The 20,071-nt window shown below is 41.9% G+C and carries 20 protein-coding genes; 12 read left to right on the top strand and 8 right to left on the bottom strand.

Going from position 1 to position 20,071, the window contains the following annotated elements; all coding sequences use genetic code 11:
- Window position 1: 1 nt before the first annotated feature.
- Window positions 2-229: a hypothetical protein gene (locus PP181_RS03775; protein ID WP_272636026.1), complete on the bottom strand. Its 228-nt coding sequence runs from the start codon at window positions 227-229 to the stop codon at window positions 2-4.
- Between the two features lie 159 nt (window positions 230-388).
- Here PP181_RS03775 and PP181_RS03780 point away from each other — a divergent pair, with 159 nt between their 5' ends.
- Window positions 389-973 (top strand): TlpA family protein disulfide reductase, encoded by a 585-nt coding sequence (locus PP181_RS03780; protein WP_272636027.1) that lies wholly within the window; start codon window positions 389-391, stop codon window positions 971-973.
- A gap of 152 nt (window positions 974-1,125) precedes the next feature.
- Here the strand turns inward: PP181_RS03780 and PP181_RS03785 are convergent, their stop codons facing one another.
- The 3 genes from PP181_RS03785 to PP181_RS03795 form a co-directional block, all read right to left on the bottom strand.
- Window positions 1,126-1,608, bottom strand: a complete 483-nt coding sequence (locus PP181_RS03785) for a c-type cytochrome (RefSeq protein WP_138256839.1) — start codon at window positions 1,606-1,608, stop codon at window positions 1,126-1,128.
- An 87-nt stretch (window positions 1,609-1,695) separates the two neighbouring features.
- Complete coding sequence (locus PP181_RS03790; protein ID WP_272636028.1) at window positions 1,696-2,658, bottom strand: YheT family hydrolase; 963 nt, start codon at window positions 2,656-2,658, stop codon at window positions 1,696-1,698.
- 5 nt (window positions 2,659-2,663) lie between these two features.
- Complete coding sequence (locus tag PP181_RS03795) at window positions 2,664-3,638, bottom strand: NAD(P)H-dependent flavin oxidoreductase (protein WP_272636029.1); 975 nt, start codon at window positions 3,636-3,638, stop codon at window positions 2,664-2,666.
- Between the two features lie 116 nt (window positions 3,639-3,754).
- Between PP181_RS03795 and PP181_RS03800 the strand changes: the two genes are divergently transcribed.
- Entirely contained in the window at window positions 3,755-4,228 is a 474-nt protein-coding gene (locus PP181_RS03800) for an acyl-CoA thioesterase (protein ID WP_272636030.1), read from the top strand.
- Window positions 4,229-4,514: 286 nt separating this feature from the next.
- Window positions 4,515-4,928, top strand: coding sequence for a GntR family transcriptional regulator (locus PP181_RS03805; RefSeq protein WP_161598218.1), 414 nt, complete (start codon window positions 4,515-4,517; stop codon window positions 4,926-4,928).
- A gap of 17 nt (window positions 4,929-4,945) precedes the next feature.
- On the opposite strand, the gene PP181_RS03810 is transcribed toward PP181_RS03805, so the two are convergent.
- A complete protein-coding gene (locus PP181_RS03810) occupies window positions 4,946-5,842 on the bottom strand; it encodes a DMT family transporter (protein WP_272636031.1) in 897 nt (298 codons plus the stop codon).
- Window positions 5,839-6,195 (bottom strand): arsenate reductase family protein, encoded by a 357-nt coding sequence (locus PP181_RS03815; RefSeq protein ID WP_272636032.1) that lies wholly within the window; start codon window positions 6,193-6,195, stop codon window positions 5,839-5,841. The genes PP181_RS03810 and PP181_RS03815 overlap by 4 nt, the downstream gene beginning before the upstream one ends.
- Window positions 6,196-6,274: 79 nt before the next feature.
- On the opposite strand from PP181_RS03815, the gene PP181_RS03820 reads away from it, so the two are divergent.
- Window positions 6,275-6,742: a DinB family protein gene (locus tag PP181_RS03820; protein ID WP_272636033.1), complete on the top strand. Its 468-nt coding sequence runs from the start codon at window positions 6,275-6,277 to the stop codon at window positions 6,740-6,742.
- Here the strand turns inward: PP181_RS03820 and PP181_RS03825 are convergent.
- Entirely contained in the window at window positions 6,739-7,479 is a 741-nt protein-coding gene (locus PP181_RS03825; protein WP_272636034.1) for a DUF3298 and DUF4163 domain-containing protein, read from the bottom strand. The genes PP181_RS03820 and PP181_RS03825 overlap by 4 nt on opposite strands.
- Window positions 7,480-7,656: 177 nt before the next feature.
- Between PP181_RS03825 and PP181_RS03830 the strand changes: the two genes are divergently transcribed.
- The 7 genes from PP181_RS03830 to PP181_RS03855 all read left to right on the top strand — a co-directional run bounded on the left by PP181_RS03830 (window position 7,657) and on the right by PP181_RS03855 (window position 16,022).
- A complete protein-coding gene (locus tag PP181_RS03830) occupies window positions 7,657-8,823 on the top strand; it encodes a cystathionine gamma-synthase (RefSeq protein ID WP_272636035.1) in 1,167 nt (388 codons plus the stop codon).
- Window positions 8,824-8,993: 170 nt separating this feature from the next.
- On the top strand, window positions 8,994-10,337 hold the full coding sequence (gene gdhA, locus PP181_RS03835; protein ID WP_138257328.1) for an NADP-specific glutamate dehydrogenase: 1,344 nt from the start codon (window positions 8,994-8,996) through the stop codon (window positions 10,335-10,337).
- 124 nt (window positions 10,338-10,461) lie between these two features.
- Window positions 10,462-11,142: an MBOAT family O-acyltransferase gene (locus PP181_RS17695; protein WP_330072454.1), complete on the top strand. Its 681-nt coding sequence runs from the start codon at window positions 10,462-10,464 to the stop codon at window positions 11,140-11,142.
- Window positions 11,075-11,905 (top strand): MBOAT family O-acyltransferase, encoded by an 831-nt coding sequence (locus PP181_RS17700; protein WP_330072455.1) that lies wholly within the window; start codon window positions 11,075-11,077, stop codon window positions 11,903-11,905. Before PP181_RS17695 ends, PP181_RS17700 begins: the two co-directional genes overlap by 68 nt.
- A complete protein-coding gene (locus PP181_RS03845; RefSeq protein ID WP_272636036.1) occupies window positions 11,906-12,862 on the top strand; it encodes a hypothetical protein in 957 nt (318 codons plus the stop codon).
- Between the two features lie 27 nt (window positions 12,863-12,889).
- Window positions 12,890-13,609 (top strand): DNA repair protein RecO, encoded by a 720-nt coding sequence (recO, locus tag PP181_RS03850; protein ID WP_272636037.1) that lies wholly within the window; start codon window positions 12,890-12,892, stop codon window positions 13,607-13,609.
- Between the two features lies 1 nt (window position 13,610).
- Entirely contained in the window at window positions 13,611-16,022 is a 2,412-nt protein-coding gene (locus tag PP181_RS03855; RefSeq protein ID WP_272636038.1) for a TonB-dependent receptor, read from the top strand.
- Between the two features lie 74 nt (window positions 16,023-16,096).
- Here the strand turns inward: PP181_RS03855 and PP181_RS03860 are convergent, their stop codons facing one another.
- Window positions 16,097-16,450, bottom strand: a complete 354-nt coding sequence (locus tag PP181_RS03860) for a hypothetical protein (RefSeq protein ID WP_272636039.1) — start codon at window positions 16,448-16,450, stop codon at window positions 16,097-16,099.
- A 182-nt stretch (window positions 16,451-16,632) separates the two neighbouring features.
- On the opposite strand from PP181_RS03860, the gene ileS reads away from it, so the two are divergent.
- A complete protein-coding gene (ileS, locus tag PP181_RS03865; RefSeq protein WP_272636040.1) occupies window positions 16,633-20,070 on the top strand; it encodes an isoleucine--tRNA ligase in 3,438 nt (1,145 codons plus the stop codon).
- Window position 20,071: the final 1 nt, after the last annotated feature.

Here is a 20,071-nt window from a genome sequence, read left to right on the forward strand (position 1 = left end):
ATTATATCATAAATCTTACATAGAGAAATGCGATAATTGAAAGTATGATCAGAATACTTATGACTGTTACCCTAAGGTTGTACAAATTATCTTTTTTAGCCTGATTTCGTATCCTATCCTTTATCACTTGCTGCTGAAATGGGGTAAGCTCCTTGAATTTTAATTCGGTCTTACTTGTCAGGTCCTCATATTCCGCACGGATATCCTTGAAGGTTCGTCTTTTTTTCAAGAGTGCCCTGTTGGCTTTTATCACTAACATTGGTTGACTTGCGGAACCCATAATTAATACTTTCTTTATTGGTGACGATTTCACGACTTTTGTTACAGGTGTAATTTCTTTTTAAGGCCTCGTCTAATTATCGGGACTGTACGTTTAAAAAGTGAAGAGTTGAAAAAACTAACGATTAAAATTGGTGATGTACTATTCGGCGTGTTCATTGTATTGCTGATTATTCCCCAAACAAGGACTCCCATAATGGTCATGGTCAACAGGTTAAAGGTAGAACTGTTTTCACCAGGTGTAGTATCGGAAAAGGGACAAATACAATTGGAGCACTTTATTTATGAAGTTGAAAATTTGGAAGGGGAATCGGTCAATACTAAAGTGGGTGATGGGAACATAACGTTTATAAGTTATTGGGCAACCTGGTGCCCGCCCTGTATCGCAGAACTTCCCAGTATCGATGCCTTGTATGGGGATTATGGGGACAAGATCGATTTTCTGATGATTTCGGATGAACACCCTGAGAAAATAAAACTGTTTTTGGAGAAGAGGAATTTTTCGGTACCTGCCGTGGTTTCCAAAATGAATCCTCCAAAGGACCTTTATAAAAAGACCATACCTACCAATTATATCATCGACCACACGGGAAAAATTGTTGTCAAGGAAAAAGGAGCATCCAACTGGAACAGCGAAAAAGTCAGAAACCTATTGGATGCGCTAATTGCGGAACGTGAAGCATCGGCAAAATAACTACCTCACTGGGCAAGCCCAGGAGGATTTCGTTATAATCAAGTTTTCAATTTCGAGATTAGCCCTATGTATTAAACCCTTTGGCAGAGCCAAAAAAAAAAAAACCCTTTCCAAAAATTAGAAAGGGTTTCTGTTTATAGGTTCAGCCTTAATTATAAGGTACGAAGATATTCGGCTACGCTCCTTGCCTCATCTTCCGTAAGGTTTTGGTTCAGCATGATGGCGTTGTTGTACTCTTTCAATAATGCTTTGGCAATAGGATCTTCCTTGAGCATCCCATCTGGGTTCAAGATCATGTTCATTACCCACTCCGGACTCCTTCTTTCATACACCCCTTTCAAGGCAGGACCGATCATACGTTGTTCCGCCATGTGGCAAGCGGTACAAATGGCCTGGAATTTCTCCTCGCCCGCTGCGGCAAGGTCGGCATCGATTTCATCGCCAAACTCGACACTGGTTATGGGCCCTACACCTTTGTTGTCCATATCCACGGGGACACCACCGCTGGTTTCCGTAGCCTTAATTTCCTCTTTCTTGGTACGGTTCATTTCAAAACCATCCTTCTTTTCTTCTTTCTTTTCGCCACAGCTTACTACCAAGGCGCCAAGGGCCAATAAGGTGAATAATTTTCGCATTTCTTTTATGATTTTAATCTTAATAATTGTTGGAAGGACTAAGATATGAATTTTTATTTGTTAGGGGAGTTTTTTAATAAGCCCCGATCAAACTAACGTATTAAAAAAATCCAAGGAGCGCTGTTCCGTATACGTAATGTTCCTGTCCCCATAAAAACCCACATGTCCCCCGTATTTAGGTATCTCAAAATGAATGTTTTTATTATGTTCCGCTTCTTTCACTGGGTAACAGGCTTTGCCCAAAAAGGAGTCGTTGGCGGCATTCACGATTAGAGTGCTAACGGTAATGGAAGGTAGAAATTGAAGACAGCTACATTTTGCGTAATAATCCATGGCATCCTTAAATCCATGGGCTCTACTGGTATAAATATCGTCAAAATCCTTCAGGGTTTTTACGCGCTTAATATCCCTTTTGGCAATTTTATCCGGAAATAATTCCTCCTTGATTTTTAATTTTTCGATGAGGTTCCCTTTAAATCGCTTGGCATACAAGACATTTTTAAACTGCAACAATTGTGCGAGCGAATCTGCCAATTGACAAGGCACCGAAATGGCCGCCGCGCCCTTAATTTCCTTTGGAACATCGTCATTTTCGCCCAAATATTTTAAAAGCAGGTTAGCACCCAGGCTAAACCCGTAAAGATATATTTGTGTAAACCTGTCCATCCTCAAAATATGGTCAATAACATCTTGGAGGTCTTCCGTGGCCCCGGAGTGGTAGGAGCGATAACGTTCATTGGGTACGCCGCTGCACCCCCTGAGATTTATGGCGCAGACATCAAAAGTGTTATCGCTTAAAATCTTGGCCGCACCTTGCACATAGGCCCTTTGGGCATCCCCTTCCAAACCGTGGAGAATGATACAGACCTTTTTTGAAGGGATGGTGGCATAACTCCAATCCAAATCCAAAAAATCACCGTCCGAAAGCAGGATCCGTTCCCGGACTTGGGTTAAACCCGTTACCTTCCTGAAAAGTCCGTTATAAATGGTGGAAAAGTGACTGTGCCTGAACAGTAATGGAGGATTATACTTTGAAGAAATTAGGGGCATATTGATTACTTCGGAAATATTTCCAACACTTTGATCTGTTCCTCAATCGCCTTTTTGAATACTGATTTTAAATTGGCCACCAATTTGGAGACGGGTAGCGTGTCCTCGATCGTGGCTACCCCTTGACCGGCGGACCAAATGGTTTTCCAGGCCTTGGCCTCTGTATCCAATTCCTTCCCAAAGTCTATTTTGGTATCTTTTTTTAAATCTTCCTCGGTAATCCCTGCTGCCTTTAGACTTGCGCCTAAAAAATTGGCATGCACACCGGATATCGCCGCTGTATAGATAACATCGCTCGCGCCCGCATTTATGATCATTTCCCGATATTCTGGAGTTGCCTTACTTTCTTCGGTATTGATAAATCGGGTACCCATGTAGGCCAAATCCGCACCCATTTGAAGGGCCGATGCAATATCCCTCCCGGTACTTATGCATCCGGAGAGGATAATGGTTTTGGTATAGAATTTTTTAATTTCCGATATCAGGGTCATAGGATTGATGGTGCCCGCATGGCCCCCTGCCCCGGCCGCCACTAAAATAAGTCCGTCCACCCCTGCTTCCGCGGCCTTTTCGGCATGTCTTTTTTTAATGACATCGTGAAATACCAATCCGCCATAACTGTGTATGGCATCCACAACCTGGGATACCGCACCCAAGGAGGTAATGATCAATGGTACCTTATGTTTGATACATAGTTTTAGATCTGCCTCCAACCTTGGATTGGTTTGATGGACAATGAGGTTTACGCCAAAGGGAGCCGCTTTTTTTCCGGTTTCTTCCTCATATTCCTGTAAGGCTGATTTTATTTCTATCAACCATGCTTCGAATCCTTCACTAGTACGCTGGTTCAATGCCGGAAAAGTGCCAACGATCCCATTTTTACAACATTCTATGACCAGTTGTGGCCCGGAAATGAGGAACATGGGGGCGGCGATTACGGGTAAGGACAGATTTTGGATAAAAGGTGCTTTTGATGCCATAATATTTTTGTTGATTTCAAAATTTAAGTAAAAAAGCGGAACGAATCTAGTTTGTTTAACCAAAACTATGGTATTTTTATGAGGTATTATGCATGCATAACAAAAAACGATTCGGAATGTACTTGAAAGATTTTGAGATACGGTGGAGCGATGTGGATGCCAATCGACATTTGGCAAACTCGGCGTACCTAAATTATATGAGCCACACCCGTATGGCCTTTTTGATGGAAATTGGTTTTGACCATAGCACCTTGGCAAAACATGAAATAGGACCCGTTGTATTTTACGAGCATATCTATTACTTCAAGGAAGCCTTTCCTGGAAAGCCCATTAAAGTGTCTATGGAAATTATGGGTATGAGCGAGGATGCCAAGTTTTTTGAATTTCATCACAACTTTTACAACCATAAAGGGGAAAACTTTGCTCATTGTGAAATGATGGGTGCCTGGATGGATTTAAAAACTCGAAATCTAACGGGACTTTCGGAGGATTTTCTAGTTACTTTCAAGAATGTGGAAAAGGGCGAGGGCTTTCGAATTTTGTCCAAGGAAGATACCCGTAAATTTTCCAAAACTCCCAAAAATTTATAGATTTATCTTTTAAGAATTTAGCTACATTCTTCCCCCGGAATGGCAGTTTGTTTTAGTAGGATTTAATTTAATAATTTATCTAATGATAGAACAGGCAGTCAAGTGTTCCGAAATAGTTTACACAAAGTTCCGTAAACTAATTGTAACAAAAGGGATACTTCCCGGTGAACCTATTTGTCAAATCAAACTTTCACAACTCTTAAATACAAATATCGATTGCTTAAATGAGGCTGTTAATAAACTTTGCAAAGAGTCATTTGTCACCCTCAATTCAAGCAAGAATATTATGATCAGGGAAGTTAGTACAAAAGAGATTATAGATATTTTGGATTGTAGAATTGCGTTGGAAACAAAAGCAATTAAGCTCTTTACATTGAGGGCGCCACAGGCGAGGATAGACGATTTACGAAACTTGATGGTACCTTTTGAAAAGGGACCCCAGAACGGTTATGTTTTCCATAAAATTTATCGAATATTCCATGAGCTTATCGTAATCAACTGTGGTAACGATTTGTTAATAAAACTCTTCAATCAATCTAACTTCTGGCCTACCTTGGAGCTTATAGGATTTACGCGTCCACTTATGGAAATATTACAGGAACATTTGGACTTAGTCTCTGCCGTGCATAACAGGGATGCCAACAAAGCTGCGGAACTCATGCAAGAACACTTTGAGCATTGTAGATTATCCGTTCTTTAATAATTTTCCGATTTTAATTAGGCTTTGGCACTAATTGGTTTTCTACTGGCTAGATAGACTCCTGCAAGAACAAGAAGTGCGGCCGCCATTTTTATCGCGCTCAAGCTGTCCTTTCCCGTTCCTAGGGCAAATAAAATACCTATTAAAGGTTGAAGGTAGGTAAAGGCACTTACAGATGATGCCTTTAACTGTGTCAACGCAAAAACATTGAATAAATAAGTTAAAAAAGTGGTGCCAATTACAACAAATGCAATTGATGCATAAATTTCCGGAGGTATTGAAGACCATTTTATGGCGGCCACCTCGGTAAACGTAATGGGGAAATTGACAATGACCGCAATGGTAAAAAGCCATTTCATCAAAGTTAAGGGATGGTATTTTTCTATGAGTTTTTTAACTAGAATGAGATACGTACCGTAAGCAGTGGCATTTACGATTAAAAGGATGTTTCCTAACGGAATATTTGGGGCGTCCTGTCGACTTTCAGCTCCCATTAAGATTAGTAAAATAGCTCCTACAAAACCCATGAGGATACCGCACGCTTTTTGCCATGTTATTTTTTCCTGTATCCATACAGCTGACAGAATCACAACGATAATTGGGGTGATGGTCACCAAAACGGAACTGTTTATGGGCGTGGACAACTGAAGTCCCTTGAAAAAGGCCAACATGTTGATGACCATTCCAAAAATGGAACAGATTGCGAGTCGGCCCCAATCCCTTTTCGCAATTTTTTCCTTAGGGCCCAGTACGGAGAAAACCCAGAACAATACGGCCGCACCGGTCACCCGAAGCATTATAAACCCAAAGGGCTGCACATAATTGGGCATTACCCCTTTGGCAATGGTGTGGTTGAGGGCGTAAATGGTGGTGGCTCCCAATGCGGCCAGTAGGGCCAGCGTTCTTCGGCTCACGAATGAATGGCTTCTTTGGCCGATTCTACGGTCTTTTTACTGTTGCCAATGAAAATTTCATTGTCCACAACGATGACAGGTCTCTTTAAAAAGGTGTAATGGTCCAAAATCAGGTTTTTATAATCCGTTTCCCCAAGTTCCTGTTCGTGCAGGCCTCTTTGCCTAAAGAGCATGGCCCTCTTACTGAACAGCGCTTCGTAACTATGGGATAGGGAATGCATTTCTTCCAGTTGTGCTTCGGTAATAGGTGCCGACTTTATATCCTGGAGTTCAAATCCATCCAAGGGTTCCAGTTCCTTCAGAATTTTTTGGCAGGTATTACAGGTGCTTAGGTGGTATATTTTTTTTCCCATCTTGTATAGAATTGAAACACAAAGAAACCCAAATCTGATTAAATGTGCTATTTTTAGGCATCATTTAAATACAATCGATTTGCAAAGTCAATTAGCGATTACCTTACAAAATAGAAAACATTTGCACCAGGTTCTAACACAGACCCCAAAAGCGGATTTGTTGAAGATTCCCAACGGCTTTAGAAACAACATCTGGTGGAACATCGCCCATGTTGTCGTTACGCAACAGATATTGGTATATAAGTTCAGCGGACTCCAAATGCGGGTCCCAGATGCTCTTGTAGAAAAATTTATGAAGGGTACCGCCCCGGACGGGAACGCGACCGATGAGGAAATTAAGATTGTTGCCGATTTTCTGATCTCCACCATTACTTGGACCAAACAGGATTTGGAAGAAGGTTTGTTCAAAGAGTACAAACCATATACCACAAGTGCCGGCTTTCAGTTGGATACCCTCCAGGATGCCATCAATTTTAACCTGTTTCATGAAGGTTTGCACATGGCGACCATCATGACCCAAAGAAGACTATTGAAACAAAGTTCCTAAAATGTCTGTAGCGTAAGGAACTTTTGGATTTCCTCAAAGGGAAAGGTCAATATAATGGGGCCATCCGCATAGGAGGCCACTTCATATTGTTCGTAAAACAATTGTAGGCCTTCGTTGGTAAAGCCCATGTTCTCGGGTAGGTAAAACATATCCTCTTCGAACATGAAACCCGTGCTGTTAATGGATGCTGTGGATGAAATACCTTCTTGCTCCCGGAATTTAGCTTCGGCATAACCTTCAAAATCCAATATGTCCTTAAAAAGCTCCTCATTGTTAAGTTCCGTTGCCTTTGCTTTGTCAAAGTTCAAAAAGCGGATACTGCCATAGCCATGGGCTCCACCCGTAAATAGGTAGTAATCTAAGCGGATGGTCAACATCCGTTCATTTTCAAAGGTTACCTCCCCATTGATGGACGCTTCCCATTGCGTGGACTCCTCGGGAAACTTTTCCTTCAATTTGGCAAACTCGTTCTGGAACGATTTTATCGCCATATCGATGGAACTGGCATTCACTGCATCGTCATATTTTAGGATAAAAATAATTTCTTCCCTTAGGGCAGTGTTGATTGTTTCGTCTAATTTCTTGTTGCCTATGGCCTTTGGTATGGAAATGCTTACCGAGGCACAGTTGGCGCAGGGCTCGTTCCCAAAATTGGAAGGTTCAAAAACGAGGCTGTTGTCATTTTTACAACCCATGAATATCAGGCTAAATAGGAATAAGGAAAGTAGTCGTTTCATGCGTTTAATAGTAGGTTCATAGCTTGATTTTAAATAGTTCCTTAGGTAGAAGTATGTAGTTTAACATAAAAGTTCCCTCTATGAGGATTTCATGCTTGTAGTTCTAACTACGACAAATGTAAAGCTTCATTGTAATCCAAAAAAGATAACGATACATTTGTAGGAATAATAATAAGAATGGCTGCCAATAAAATGAGATTCAACAGTAAGGTGATTCATGGAGGTCAAGAACCCGATAAGGCCTATGGTGCCGTGATGCCGCCTATTTATCAAACATCGACCTTTGCCCAAACTTCTCCAGGTAACCACAGGGGATTTCAGTATTCAAGAAGTGCGAACCCTACCAGAATGGCCTTGGAGAACGCAATGGCCAGTATAGAAAATGGAAATTACGGACTGGCCTTTGCCAGTGGCTTGGCAGCGATCGATGCCGTATTAAAGTTATTAAATCCGGGTGACGAGGTCATTTCCACCACCGACCTTTATGGGGGCAGCTATCGCTTGTTCAAGAAAGTTTTTGAAAATTATGGCATCGTTTTTCATTTTATGGATATGGAAGAAGTTTCCCTTGTTCAGGATCAAATAAATGAGAGAACAAAAATGATTTGGTTGGAAACACCAACAAATCCCTTAATGAACATTATCGATATTGAAGCGGTTTCCCAATTAGCAACGGCAAACGGACTATTGTTGGCGGTTGACAACACCTTTGCCACGCCCTATCTGCAAAAGCCCTTGGACCTTGGTGCCGATATCGTTATGCACTCGGCCACCAAATATTTGGGAGGCCATAGTGATGTGGTTTTGGGGGCCTTGGTGGTAAAGGACGAAGAACTGGCCAAGAGATTGTATTTTATCCAAAATGCCAGCGGTGCCGTATCCGGACCCATGGACAGTTTTTTGGTGTTACGGGGCATTAAGACCTTACATGTCCGCATGCAAAGGCATTGTGAGAATGCGGAGGCCATCGCACATTTTCTGCGAAAGCATCCCAAGGTAGATACGGTGTATTGGCCCGGATTTGAGGAACATCCCAATCACGACATCGCTAAAAAGCAGATGGTGAACTTTGGTGGGATGCTATCCTTTGTACCAAAAGGAAGTGATTATAAAGTGACCCTACAATTTGTGGAAAGGCTAAAAATATTCACGTTGGCGGAATCTTTGGGCGGCGTGGAGAGTTTGGTAGGGCATCCCGCAAGCATGAGCCATGGAAGTATGTCCAAACAGGAACGCGATAAGGCTGGTATAGCAGATGCTTTGATACGTCTGAGTGTTGGAATTGAGGATGTTGACGACCTAATTGAGGATTTATCGCAAGCTTTGGATGAATCGCTCATTTAATGTAGTATTTGTAGGGAAACCCTATTTATTTTTCAGGGATATTAAATGTTTGTCGTAAATACCATAATTTTTAGCGTATTATGAAATATTTAGGTTTATAATTATAATAATAACATAATTTTGCCGATATATTTTGAATTCAATAATTTAAAACGACATTAATGAGCTCAATACAAGCAAAAATAGATGCATTCATGGATGAGGTGAAGGCCCGAAACGGGCACGAACCGGAATTCATCCAGGCCGTTCAGGAAGTAGCAGATACCGTTATACCTTATATTGCCGAACAGGAAATTTACAACGGAAAGAACATTCTTTTGAGAATGGTGGAACCGGAACGATTGGTTTCCTTTAGGGTGGCATGGGTTGACGATGAAGGTGAAATCCATGTAAATAGGGGATATAGGATTCAAATGAATTCCGCTATTGGTCCGTACAAGGGAGGCCTGCGTTTTCACCCAACGGTAAATGCCAGTATCCTTAAATTTTTGGCTTTTGAACAGGTATTTAAAAATAGTTTGACCACCCTTCCCATGGGGGGCGGTAAAGGGGGATCCGATTTTGACCCCAAGGGAAAATCTGACGATGAGGTAATGCGTTTCTGCCATGCCTTTATGTTGGAACTTAATAGGCATATTGGACCCAATACGGATGTACCGGCAGGTGATATTGGCGTTGGCGCCCGGGAAATTGGATACTTGTTTGGGATGTACAAGAAAATTAGGAACGAGTTTACCGGGGTATTGACTGGGAAAGGACTTTCATGGGGCGGTTCCAAAATTCGTCCTGAGGCTACCGGTTATGGTACCGTTTATTTTGCCGAAAACATGTTGAAAACCAAAAACGAAAATCTTGACGGTAAAACCGTCGTGATTTCCGGATCTGGTAACGTAGCGCAGTTTGCTGCCGAAAAGGTAATCCAATTGGGCGGTAAGGTCGTAACCCTATCGGATTCAGGTGGATACATTTATGATTCCGATGGAATCGATACGGACAAACTGAAGTTCGTAATGGATCTAAAGAACAACAAAAGGGGACGTATTTCTGAGTATGTAAAGAAATACCCTAATGCCAAATATCATGATGGTAAAACCCCATGGGACGTTAAATGCGATATTGCCCTGCCCTGCGCCACCCAGAACGAGTTGAATAAAGAGGATGCCAAAAAACTCTTGGAAAACGGTTGTATCTGCGTTGCTGAAGGGGCCAATATGCCCTGTACTGCTGATGCCGTACATGCCTTCCACGATGCAAAAATCCTTTTTGCCCCAGGAAAGGCTTCCAATGCAGGTGGTGTTGCCACTTCCGGCCTCGAAATGTCCCAAAACTCCCTGCGTATTAGCTGGACCCGTGAAGAGGTCGATGAGCGTTTGAAGGGAATTATGTCAGATATACACGACTCTTGTATCGAATACGGTATGGAGGAAAATGGCTATTGTAATTATGTAAAAGGTGCCAACATAGCCGGTTTCGTGAAAGTTGCGGATGCCATGTTGGCCCAAGGGGTGATCTAAAAAAAATAATATTTTATCATAAGGCCTATCCTTTTTTTGGATAGGCCTTTTTTGTTATGGCTTAGAATCAGTTTGGATAAGTAGCATCATATTTTAGCCTATTTTTGACCCTTAAAACAAGGGCTTGCTATTTAATTCTTTTGAATTTTTGGTTTTTCTGATTGTTGTTTTCTTGCTGTATTGGTTCGTTTTCAACAAAAAGATCAGGCATCAGAATATATTGTTGCTGTTGGCTTCCTACATCTTTTATGGATGGTGGGACTACAGGTTTCTGTCCCTTATAATTTTATCTACCCTCGTTGATTATTTGGTGGGCTTGCAAATTCATGGAACAACAAAGGCTTCCCGCAAAAAAGTCTTACTTGGGATTAGTATGGCCTTTAATATTGGGCTATTGGCGTTCTTTAAATACTTCAATTTTTTTGTGGATTCATGGATCGAACTATTGAACAGTGTGGGGTATCAGACACAAAATTCACGGTCGCTCAACATCATACTTCCCGTGGGGATTTCCTTCTATACCTTCCAGACCATGTCCTACACCATTGATGTGTACAGAAACAAACTAGTGCATACCAAGGACTTCATTTCTTTCGCGGCCTTTGTTTCCTTCTTTCCCAAGTTGGTTGCTGGACCTATTGAACGGGCCTCCAATTTGCTTCCACAGATATTGGGGAAAAGGACTTTTTCCTATGAAAATGGTATAAAATGGACTGCGGCTTATTTTGTGGGGTTTGGTGAAAAAGGTTGTAATTGCGGATGTTTTGGCCCTCAAGGTAGACGACATTTTTCAAAATTACCATGATTTTGGGGGCGGCGTTCTCTGGTTGGGAGCGGTTTATTTTGCCATTCAGATTTATTGCGATTATAGTGGATATTCAGACATTGCGATAGGGGTATCCAAATTGTTCGGAATAGAATTGATGTCCAATTTCAAGTTCCCCTATTTTTCTCGAAACGTTGGGGAATTTTGGCGCAGATGGCACATATCCCTATCCACCTGGTTTAGGGATTACCTCTATATTCCCCTGGGCGGTTCCCGTAGAGGTAAATTAAAATCGCTCAGGAACGTATGTATCATCTTCTTAGTCAGTGGTTTATGGCACGGTGCTAATTGGACTTTTGTGGTGTGGGGCTGTGTCCATGCCCTGCTGTTCGTGCCCAGCTATATCATGGGGCGAAACAGAACATATACCAGGGATATCGTCGCGGAAAATTCTTGGTTTCCAACACTGAAGGAACTGGGTCAAATTTTACGTACATTTTTCTTGGTGATACTGGCATGGGTATTTTTCAGGAGTGCATCCTTGACATCGGCTTTGGAATATATAAGCTTTATGTTTACAAATTTCGATTTTCCGCTTATTTACAAAAACGGACTGTATAGTGTGGGTTCCCTATTGTTTTTGGATTGGATCTTTAGAAAGGATGAACGCCTTAATTTCACCTTTTTAAAGGGTATGGATAAAAAATGGGTGTGGGCCATAGAGGTATCGGTCATAATAGTATCGGTCTATCTTATAAGTTTGAATACAAGTTCCAGTCAATTCATTTATTTTCAATTTTAGATGAAGGCATTTCTCAAAAAGGCGGCTTTTTTTGGTTTGACGGTGCTAACATATTTCTCGACCACGAGCATCTATAATTTCACTATTGACCCCTATGGAATTTTTGGAAATAGAAGGGAATTCAGGGCTATAAGGCCCAATGAGCATAGTTTAAAAACGAATTTTGTCCTTCAAAACCCTCAAAAGTTCAACAGCTTTTTATTTTCCAATTCCAAGGGAGGCGTACTTCATGTGAACCAATTAAATAATTCAGAAGATTCATGGTACAATATGACCTATTCCTTGGGAACTCCAGAGGAATTCTACAATAGCCTGCTATTGCTGCTTGAAAACGGTGTTCAAGTAAATAACATTATTTTAGGGATGGACGAAGGGGTTATTTATGAAAGGACTAGCTCGCATGAGAACGACGCCTCTTGTAAGTTCGTGAACTTACAACAGGATAAAATCCAATGGGAGTTTCTGTTCTTGCCCATCTCCATCAAAAAAATTCTGGGGGCAGATCTGAGTAAAAAGTATATTGAGCATGATATATATACCGATGGCAATTATTACGCACACAATGCCAATGAAGCCGATTGTATTTCCCATGAAAACCTGGAACTTGTGGATTTCCCGCATGCAGCACCCATACAGCCGCTGGATTTTTCTTCACAGATTGAAATCCTTGAAAAAATTAGATACTTATGCTGGCAAAAGGGTATCCAGTTGACATTTTTGGTACATCCCAGCTCCTTTGAAAATTATGTAAGCTCCACCGAAAGAAGGATGCAGTTCGAATACCTTTTGAAAACATTGGAAAACAAGGGTTTTAAGCTTTTTAGGCCTTATGGTGCCAAATTAATGTTAATGAGTCCCTGTTATTGGTTGGATAAGCACCACTATACCCAAAATATTGGAAACGTTATTTTACAGGAATATCCCAAAAATTGGGCCAACGATTCCATAGGGCAGTAAAGAATATCTTTGTAAAAACCTTTTTGAATGCAGGTAACCACCAAAGGCATCGTTCTAACTTCCATTAAATATGGGGATACCAGTTTGATCGTACGGATTTTTACGGAGTCCGATGGTCTAAAATCGTACCTACTTCGCGGAATATTGGCCACTAAAAAAGGAAAGGTAAAAAAGGCCCTGTTTCAGCCTCTGACACAATTGGAACTTGTTGCCACACACAGAAATAAGGGGTCTTTGGAAAGTGTTAAGGAGGCAAAGCTGTATTACCATTATCAAGATTTGCATACCAACATCGTGAAAAACGCCATGGCACTATTTTTGGCGGAAATGCTGGCCAATAGCATCCATGAGGAAGAGGCAAACCCAGAACTTTTCCATTTTTTGGAAGCGGCCTTGCAATGGTTGGATATCCATACGGAAACCTCCAATTTTCATCTCTACTTTTTAATCCTACTGACCAAATACTTAGGGTTTTACCCAGATGTGAACAATATGGATGCTTCCTATTTTGACTTGTTGGAGGGCGAATTTGTAGCTACTACATCCTTAAACCCTATTTTATCGGGAAAAAATCTTTTATTTTTCAAATCATTTTTAGGCATAAATTTTGATACAATTAACACGATAAAAATGAGAAAGAATAACAGGCAAGAACTGCTCCAATCCTTGGTGTTGTATTACGAGTTGCACTTACAAGGTTTTAGAAAACCCAAGTCGTTGGCGGTTCTTAATGAGGTCTTTGGTTAATATGAAGCGATTTTTACCCCTTATTTTTTTTCTATACTACTATGTAGGATGGTCACAACAGGTGACCGTTTTGGATAGCGATACGCGCGAACCTATACCAAACGTGGCAGTTTTCAATCCGGATAAGACCATAATCAGTGTAACGGATTTTGACGGAAATTTTGATTTCGCCCCTTTTTTGAATGTGGAAAGGTTAACGCTGCGACATCTTAGTTATGAAACCAAAAAAGTTACCCGACTCCAGATAGTCAAGAATGGATACAAGATTTATTTACAAATGAGACCTGAACGCTTGGATGAGGTGGTCATGTCGGTTTCCAAATGGGAACAACAAAAAAAGGAAGTTCCCAACAAAATTGTATCCATAGACGCCCAGACCATAGCCTTGAATACGCCACAGACCTCTGCGGATTTGCTACAAAGTAGCGGAAAGGTTTTTGTGCAAAAAAGTCAGCTGGGCGGGGGGAGCCCTATGATCAGGGGTTTTGCCACTAACAGATTGGTGCTTTCAGTGGATGGGGTGCGTATGAACAATGCCATATTTAGGGGAGGCAATTTGCAGAATGTCATCTCCATCGACCCCTTCAACATCCGAAATACGGAAATTATCTTTGGCCCGGGTTCCGTTATTTATGGAAGCGATGCAATAGGTGGTGTTATGAACTTCTACACTAAGCAGCCCATGCTAAGCCAAAAGGAAACGACCGAATTTTCAGGGAATGCCAACTACCGATTTTCTTCGGTAAATATGGAAAATACGGTTCACGCCGATGTAAACATAGGAAAGGAGAAATGGGCTTCCTTATCCAGTTTTTCCTTTAACAGTTTTCAGAATTTGACCATGGGAAGCCATGGCCCCGATTCCTACCTGAGAAACAACTTTGTCACGTCCCGAAATGGGGAAGATGTACTTGTGCCAAACAATAATCCAAGAAAGCAAGTTCCCACGGGTTACGATCAAAGGAATTTTTTGCAGAAATTCCTATTCAGACCCCATGTTAACTGGGACTTGAATCTAGGAATCCATTATTCAGAAACATCGGACTATTCCAGATATGACAGGCTCATTAGACCTTCAAGGGATGGCTTGGGGTTAAGGTCGGCCGAGTGGTATTACGGCCCCCAAAAATGGTTCATGGGAAATATGCAATTAAAAAAGAAGGGCAACGGAAAACTGTACGATGGATTGAAATTGACTGCAGCCTACCAGTTTTTTGAAGAAAGTAGGAGCAATCGGGATTTTGGAGGTTCCATTTTAAATACCACAAAGGAAAAAGTGGATGCACTGAACCTGAATCTGGATTTTGAAAACAAGAAAATCGGGAATTTCAAACTGTATTATGGCGGGGAATTTATTTTTAACAATGTTGGGTCAACAGGTTTGGACACCAATATCGCTACCGGGGAAAGTACAGCGGCAGCTTCCAGATATCCGGACGGAGCCACTTGGAAAAGTCTGGCGGGATATTTAAACGGAGAATACAAGGCCAAGCCCAATTTTATTATCATGTCCGGTTTACGGTATAGCCATGTTTGGATAGATGCATTGTTTGACCGTACCTTTTATGCCTTTCCTTTTGAGAATGCCGATGTAAGTACGGGCGCATTAACCGGGAGTTTGGGTTTCAGTTGGTTTCCAAGACAGAACCTACAAATTACGTTTAATGGGTCCACAGGTTTTAGGGCTCCCAATGTAGACGATATTGGAAAAATATTTGATTCGGAACCTGGATCGGTTGTCGTTCCAAATCCGGATTTGGAATCGGAATACGCATATAATTTGGAGTTGGGGATACAAAAGAACTTTGGGGATAAGCTTGTACTCAAAGGGGCCACCTTTTACACGTACTTGGTAGATGCCTTGGTCCGAAGGGATTTTACCTTTAATGGTGTTTCCCAAATTGAATATGGAGGAGAGTTGAGCAATGTACAGGCCATCCAGAATGCCGCAAAAGCCTATGTATATGGATTTGAGTTTGGTCTGGATGCCTATTTGACGGACCATTGGTCCCTCGCTTCCAATTTTACCATTACCGAGGGAATCGAAGAAGAGGAGGACGGAACGGATTCTCCGGCAAGGCATGCGCCTCCCACTTTTGGCGATTTTCATGTAAAATGGAAGCGGGAAAGGATTTCGACCGACTTTTTCCTCAACTATAATGGAGAGGTATCCAATGATGACCTGGCTATATCCGAACAGTCCAAGGATTATATGTATGCTACAGACGAAAACGGCGATCCATTTTCACCATCCTGGTATACCTTGAACTTTCGCTCCCAATATGCAATTGCGAACAATTTGAACGCGACCCTAAGCTTGGAGAATATTACAAATCAGCGATATAGAACGTATTCCTCCGGGATTGTGGCACCTGGAAGTAATTTGATATTGGGAATTGGGTACCACTTTTAAAATAAAAAAGCCCTTCAATCGGGCCTTTTTGTTCAGAATTCCTACGTTTCCTATTTAAGGAAAGTACAGGTTTATTATTGTGAAATTTTATCTGCAGCTTCCTTGGTTACGTCCTTTACGTCCTCACCAATTTTTTTGGCTTTGTCCATAGCTTCTTCTCCAGCTTCCTTTGCGGAGTCAAGAGCATCCTCTCCGGCTTCCTTGGCGGAATCAATAGCTTTTTCCCCAGCTTCTTTCATACTTTCACCTGCTTCCTTGGCTTTGTCCATAGCGTCTTCACCAGCTTCTTTTAGATCATTTCCGGTTTCTTGAAGGGCTTCCTCCGCTTGGCCAGCGGCATCTTTTGCTTTTTCGGCCGTTTCCCTGCAGGACACAAAAGACATGCTTAAGGCCAAAACTAAAATTGTGCTTACTACTAATTTTTTCATGGTGTTAAATTTTTAGTGTTTGTATACCTATATACGGAGTGAAGCTCATTTTGGATTAAAGTGTATGTTTTCGCTATTCAGGGATTTTCTTATTAAATCCATTTCATTGTTTGGTAGAACAACAGTTCCAACTAAATTAATTAATTTTGCAGGCTTAAAACCCAGAACCATAAGCATTTCGTATGAAGTTCGCAGAATATAAGGGATTGGACTTGCCCAAAGTTGCAGAAGAAGTTTTAAACTACTGGAAGACAGCCAATATTTTTGACAAAAGTATTTCTTCTAGGGAGGGTAAGGAAAGTTATGTCTTTTTTGAAGGCCCGCCATCTGCCAACGGAATGCCAGGTATTCACCATGTCATGGCTCGTACCATCAAGGATATCTTTCCCAGGTACAAGACCATGAAAGGCTTTCAGGTGAAACGAAAGGCTGGCTGGGATACCCACGGACTACCCATTGAATTGGGTGTGGAAAAGGAACTTGGCATAACCAAGGAAGATATTGGGTTAAAAATATCGGTGGAGGATTATAACGCCGCTTGTAAAAAGGCGGTAATGCGCTATACCGATGTTTGGAACGCCATGACGGAACAAGTAGGGTATTGGGTGGATATGGACGACCCTTACATTACCTACAAGTCGAAATACATGGAATCTGTTTGGTGGTTATTGAAACAGATTTATGATAAAGGCCTTATTTATAAGGGATATACCATTCAGCCCTATTCGCCTAAGGCGGGAACGGGATTGAGTTCCCATGAATTGAACCAACCGGGAACGTACCAAGATGTTACGGATACCACAGTAACGGCCCAATTTAAAAGCCCCCTAACACCTAAAGGGGGAACGGAAAAGGATATCTTCAAGGCATTTGGAGTCACCCCACCTTTGGAGGGACCTGGAGAGGCTTTTTTCCTGGCTTGGACGACGACGCCATGGACACTTCCTTCCAATACGGCTTTGACCGTGGGCCCTAAGATCGATTATGTATTGGTAAGGTCTTTCAATCAATATACTTTTGAACCCATGTATGTTGTTTTGGCCAAGAATTTGGTCGGAAAGCAATTTGTGGGAAAATATGTTGAAGTATCCCAAGCATCAGATCTAATTGCTTACAACGCGGGTGACAAAAAGATACCCTATCAGATTTTATCGGAAACAAAAGGTGAAAATTTGGTCGGCATCAAGTACGAACAATTGTTGCCCTATGTACTTCCTTACGAAAATGCGGAAAATGCATTTCGGGTTATATCCGGGGATTTCGTTACCACGGAAGACGGTACGGGAATCGTACACACTGCCCCTACTTTTGGTGCGGATGATGCCTTCGTGGCAAAGCAGGCCGTACCGGAAATACCGCCTATGTTGGTCTTGGACGAAAATGCCAATCCTGTCCCTTTGGTAGATTTACAGGGGAAATTTAGACCGGAATTGAAGGAGCTGGGCGGAAAGTACGTGAAAAATGAATATTATGAGGACGGGGAGGCCCCGGAGCGTTCCGTAGATGTAGAAATTGCCATAAAACTTAAAGAGGAAAACAAGGCTTTCAAGGTTGAAAAGTACGTTCACAGCTACCCCAATTGTTGGCGTACGGATAAGCCTATATTGTATTATCCGCTCGATTCCTGGTTCATCAAGGTAACCGATATTAAGGACAGGATGTTCGAGCTGAACCAATCTATCAATTGGAAACCCAAAGCAACCGGTGAGGGACGTTTTGGAAATTGGTTGGCCAACGCAAACGATTGGAATTTGTCCAGATCACGGTATTGGGGGATTCCCTTGCCTATTTGGAGGACCAGTGACGGCAAGGAGGAATTGATCATTGGTTCTGTTGCCGATTTGAAGTCCGAAATGCAAAAGGCCTTGGAAGCCGGCGTGTTGGAGAAGGATATTTTTGAGGACTTTGTGGTTGGTGACATGTCCGAAGCAAACTATGAAAGGGTAGACCTGCACAAGAACATCGTAGATCAGATAACCTTGGTTTCTCCGTCCGGTAAACCCATGAAGCGGGAAAGCGACCTCATAGATGTTTGGTTCGATAGTGGTTCCATGCCCTACGCTCAGTGGCATTATCCATTTGAAAACAAGGAACTTATCGACACGGGCAAGACCTTTCCGGCTGATTTTATCGCGGAAGGTGTTGACCAGACGAGGGGATGGTTTTACACGCTACATGCCATAGGCACCATGGTGTTCGATTCCGTGGCTTATAAAAACGTGGTTTCCAACGGACTTGTGCTGGACAAGGAAGGGAAAAAAATGTCCAAAAGACTGGGCAACGCCGTAGACCCCTTTGATACGATGAAGGAGCATGGTGCGGACGCGACTCGCTGGTATATGATCAGCAATGCGAACCCATGGGACAACCTAAAATTTGACCCGGAGGGCATTGTTGAAGTGAAGCGAAAATTCTTCGGGACACTTTACAATACCTATTCCTTTTTCGCGCTGTACGCAAATATCGATGCCTTTAGCTTTTCCGAGGAAAATATACCCGTGGAGGAAAGACCGGAAATAGACCGATGGATTTTATCCGAACTCAATTCATTGATCGCTTTTGTAGATGATGCCTATGCAGATTATGAACCTACCAAGGCTACGAGGGCGATTTCAGATTTCGTACAGGAAAACCTAAGCAATTGGTACGTTCGCCTGTGCAGAAGAAGGTTTTGGAAAGGGGATTACCAAAAGGACAAGATCGCTGCCTATCAAACACTCTATACCTGTTTGGTAACAGTAGCCAAACTTTCAGCACCGGTAGCACCATTTTTTATGGATAGACTCTACAAGGACCTGATAGCAACAACCCATTTGGAACCCTTTGAAAGTGTCCATTTGGCAGATTTCCCAACGTCGGATAAAAATATGATCGATTCGGCCTTGGAACAAAAGATGCAAAAGGCCCAAACGATATCGTCCTTGGTTTTATCGATACGGCAAAAGGAAAAGATAAAGGTGCGGCAACCGCTCCAAAAAATCATGATTCCTATTTTGGACGAGCAGGACAGAACCGATATTTTGGCCGTATCGGATTTGATAAAATCGGAAGTAAATGTAAAGGAAATTGAACTTTTGGACGATGCATCTGGAGTGCTGGTCAAACGAATAAAACCCAATTTCAAGACTTTGGGGCCAAAGTTCGGCAAGGAAATGAAGCAAATTGCGAACGCTATAAGTACTCTAAATCAGGAAGATATCCAAAAAATTGAGCAAGAAGGCGAATTATCACTTCAAATAGAAAATAAAAGTATTATTTTACAGTTTCAGGATGTAGAGATAAGCTCCCAGGATATTGAAGGTTGGTTGGTGGCCTCATCGGGCAAAACAACGGTCGCATTGGATATCACCATCAATGAGGATCTAAAGAAAGAGGGTATCGCAAGGGAACTTGTCAACAGAATCCAAAATTTAAGAAAGGAATCTGGTTTTGAAGTGACCGATAGAATCGACATTAGGATGCAAAAGGACGGTTTGGTAGAACAGGCGGTGACTAGTAATCTTAATTATATTAAAGCGGAAACTTTGACAGCGGAGTTGAATTTTGAGGAATATTTAGAGAATGGCACTGAAATTGCCTTCGATGAAGTGAACACTAAATTGTTTATTGCAAAACATTAAC

This window comes from Maribacter sp. PR66, from assembly GCF_028464205.1.
Taxonomy (GTDB): domain Bacteria; phylum Bacteroidota; class Bacteroidia; order Flavobacteriales; family Flavobacteriaceae; genus Maribacter; species Maribacter flavus.

Bases quoted from the DNA above. Each gene is read 5' to 3' on its own strand.
- PP181_RS03795 (WP_272636029.1), bottom strand. From the start codon at position 3,638: ATGGCATCAAAAGCACCTTTTATCCAAAATCTGTCCTTACCCGTAATC.
- PP181_RS03790 (WP_272636028.1), bottom strand. From the start codon at position 2,658: ATGCCCCTAATTTCTTCAAAGTATAATCCTCCATTACTGTTCAGGCAC.
- PP181_RS03825 (WP_272636034.1), bottom strand. From the start codon at position 7,479: ATGAAACGACTACTTTCCTTATTCCTATTTAGCCTGATATTCATGGGT.
- PP181_RS03830 (WP_272636035.1), top strand. From the start codon at position 7,657: ATGGCTGCCAATAAAATGAGATTCAACAGTAAGGTGATTCATGGAGGT.
- PP181_RS03860 (WP_272636039.1), bottom strand. From the start codon at position 16,450: ATGAAAAAATTAGTAGTAAGCACAATTTTAGTTTTGGCCTTAAGCATG.
- PP181_RS03855 (WP_272636038.1), top strand. From the start codon at position 13,611: ATGAAGCGATTTTTACCCCTTATTTTTTTTCTATACTACTATGTAGGA.
- ileS (WP_272636040.1), top strand. From the start codon at position 16,633: ATGAAGTTCGCAGAATATAAGGGATTGGACTTGCCCAAAGTTGCAGAA.
- recO (WP_272636037.1), top strand. From the start codon at position 12,890: ATGCAGGTAACCACCAAAGGCATCGTTCTAACTTCCATTAAATATGGG.
- PP181_RS03845 (WP_272636036.1), top strand. From the start codon at position 11,906: ATGAAGGCATTTCTCAAAAAGGCGGCTTTTTTTGGTTTGACGGTGCTA.
- PP181_RS03815 (WP_272636032.1), bottom strand. From the start codon at position 6,195: ATGGGAAAAAAAATATACCACCTAAGCACCTGTAATACCTGCCAAAAA.
- PP181_RS03805 (WP_161598218.1), top strand. From the start codon at position 4,515: ATGATCAGGGAAGTTAGTACAAAAGAGATTATAGATATTTTGGATTGT.
- PP181_RS03785 (WP_138256839.1), bottom strand. From the start codon at position 1,608: ATGCGAAAATTATTCACCTTATTGGCCCTTGGCGCCTTGGTAGTAAGC.
- PP181_RS03800 (WP_272636030.1), top strand. From the start codon at position 3,755: ATGTACTTGAAAGATTTTGAGATACGGTGGAGCGATGTGGATGCCAAT.